Source organism: Schwartzia sp. (in: firmicutes) (assembly GCF_978017985.1).
Genome location: NZ_CDXDFU010000182.1, coordinates 1 through 2,733, shown reverse-complemented (window position 1 = coordinate 2,733; position 2,733 = coordinate 1). Strand labels below are relative to the sequence as shown.

Genomic DNA, 2,733 nt, shown 5'->3' with positions numbered 1-2,733 from the left:
CGTTCAAGTTTTGCCAACGAAAAAACATGATGACTGATTTCTAAACCCATATGAAGAAAATCAGTTCCTGTCGCTGGAAAGCACAAGTCCGTACACCCGCTTTGCGCCTGCACTGCGAAGAACCTTTGCGCATTCCCTAAGCGTCGCCCCGTGGTACAGATATCGTCAAGAAGAAGCACCGATTTCCCATACACGTCCGCCCTCGCAGCCACAGAAAATGCCCCCGAAAGATTTTTCCGTCTTTCCTCAGCGCCCAAACCAAACTGCGGTGCTGTACTGCGTATTCTTACAACGGCACGCTGCCACGAAAGACCTTTCTCCAGAGCCCACTGCCGAAAAATCAGCTCCGTCTGGTTAAATCCGCGCGTTTTCTCCCTTTCCTCATGCAGCGGAACAGGTATTGCTACTGACGCTCCTTTAATTTCATTGGAAAGCTTTTCTCCTGCCCTGTCCAAAAAAGTATGAAGATATGCCAGCCTATCACGTTTCATATTAAACTTTAACTGCAGAAGAAGCGTTCTCAGCCCTTCGCTGTACCTTCCCAAAGCCCAAATGCCGTCAAGCACCGCAAAAGTTTCTGCATCTGCAGGAAGCCTCCGTACAGCTTCCACTTTTCTCAGGCATTCTTCACACCATAAGCCTTTATGCTTTACATATTCGTCACAAACAGGACAATGCGGAGGAAAAATAAAATCCAGCAGCGCGTCTGTCAGATTCATCGTTCGTCCTCCGGAACCTGAGCCAGCCGCTCCGCCAAAAGTGTGTATCTTCTTTTCGTGCGGTCATTTTCCACCGCGGTCCGTAAAGCTGCGCGGCTGCCAACAAGAATTACTCTGTCTTTTGCACGTGTAACGGCAGTATAGAGAAGATTTCGCTGAAGCATAATTCTGTGCCCCGGCACAAGCGGAAGAATTATGACAGGGTATTCGCTTCCCTGACTTTTATGCACGCTCACCGCATAAGCAGGAGCAAGCTCGTTCATCTCATTTTTCTCATAGTCCGCTTCCAAATCATCACTGAAACGCACCGTTAGCAGCTCTGGCGTTATTTCCGTAATGCAGCCCACGTCACCGTTAAAGACATTTTTCTGATAGTTGTTTTTTATCTGCATTACCTTATCGCCCACACGGTAGGTGAACCATCCCGCAGGTCTTTCTCCCCTTCCCGCCGCAGGAGGGTTCAGCGCCGACTGCAGACGTTTGTTCAAAATATCCACGCCGCACTCCTGTCTGTGCATTGGTGACAGTACCTGAACGTCGCTGAATGCGTCAAAGCCCTGCCTTGGAAGTTCATCTGTGCAAAGATTTACTATCACCTCCGCGGCTTCCTCTGCGGAGTGTGTTTCAATAAATTCAAAAGCTGTCTCCGCCTCGCACTGCGGCATTCTTCCGTGGTTAATGGCATGTGCGTTGCGTACTATAACACTTTCCTCCGCCTGACGGAAAATTTCCGTAAGCCTTACACTTGGAATTACATTTGACCTCAATATTTCACGCAGCACCGCTCCCGGGCCAACAGCAGGAAGCTGATCCACGTCGCCCACAAGTATCACATGGCAGCCCGGAGGCACAGCAGAAAGAAAGTGCTGCATGAGCACTATATCCATCATTGACACTTCATCAAGAATGATAACATCAGCCTCAAGCGGTTCGTCCTCGTCCTTTGCAAACATCGAGCCGTCGTCTTCGCTGACTCCCTGTGCTTCAAGCATACGGTGCACGGTCATGGCACGGCGTCCCGTTGACTCCGCAAGACGTTTTGCCGCCCGTCCCGTGGGCGCCCCCAAAAGGACTGTGAGTCCCAATTTTTCGAGGACTGCTATCATTCCGCGGACAACTGTTGTTTTTCCCGTACCCGGTCCGCCTGTGAGCACAAAAATACCGTACTGCAGCGCCCCTGCCACGGCTTCGCGCTGGCCGTCCGCCAAATCCAGACGGTCAGAAGCCTCCCATGCGTCTATAAGCACCGAAGGGTCGTCAACAGGAAATGCCGCCGCGGTTTTCTTCAGGTAAAGAAGTTTTTCAGCCGTTTCCGTTTCGGCCATGTAAAGATGCGGCGGATACACAAGTGCTTCATTTCCGATTCGGTCAGCGTAAAGGCGGCGCATACGAAGAGCGTCCCGCATAGCCTCAAGCACAGATTCCCTCGGAGCATCCAGAAGAGCAGAAGCGCGGTCTGCCAAATAATCAGCAGGCACACAGCAATGTCCTGACGCCGCCACAGACTGGAGGGTATAGTCAAGCCCTGCCAGCAGCCTTGACGGATCATCTGCCGGGATTTCCATTGAACGTGCAATAGCGTCTGCCGTAGCAAAGCCGATTCCCGAAACCTCCTGAGCAAGACGGTAAGGGTCTTGCTCAAGCACTCCGAGTGCAAATGAACCGTATTCCTGATAAATACGCCCCGCGTAAGCGCCCGACACTCCGTGCTCTTCAAGCCAAAGCATTATATCCTTGAGCTCAACCTTTTCCTGATAGGATTTATGAATCTTTTCAGCCGTTTTTGCCCCTATTCCGGGAACTTCCTTCAGCCGGTGCGGGGCTTTTTCTATAATATCCAGCGTATCCTGCCCGAAAGCCTCCACAAGGCGGTGGGCCATAGCAGGGCCTACTCCGTCCACCGCTCCCGATGAAAGAAATTTTTCTATTCCCTCCACGCTGGTAGGAGCAGACACCGTAAGGCTCACGGCCTTAAACTGTTCTCCGAATCGCGGATGACGGACCCACTCTCCGG

General features: G+C 51.7%; 2 protein-coding genes. Both read right to left on the bottom strand.

The window, feature by feature from the left end; translation table 11 throughout:
* The coding region (locus tag ACY69O_RS07870; RefSeq protein WP_462332919.1) for a ComF family protein at window positions 1-719 on the bottom strand (719 nt) is incomplete at its 3' end.
* Window positions 716-2,733, bottom strand: a 2,018-nt coding sequence (gene recD2, locus ACY69O_RS07865) for an SF1B family DNA helicase RecD2 (protein WP_462332918.1), incomplete at its 5' end; no start/stop codon positions are given. The genes recD2 and ACY69O_RS07870, both read right to left, overlap by 4 nt.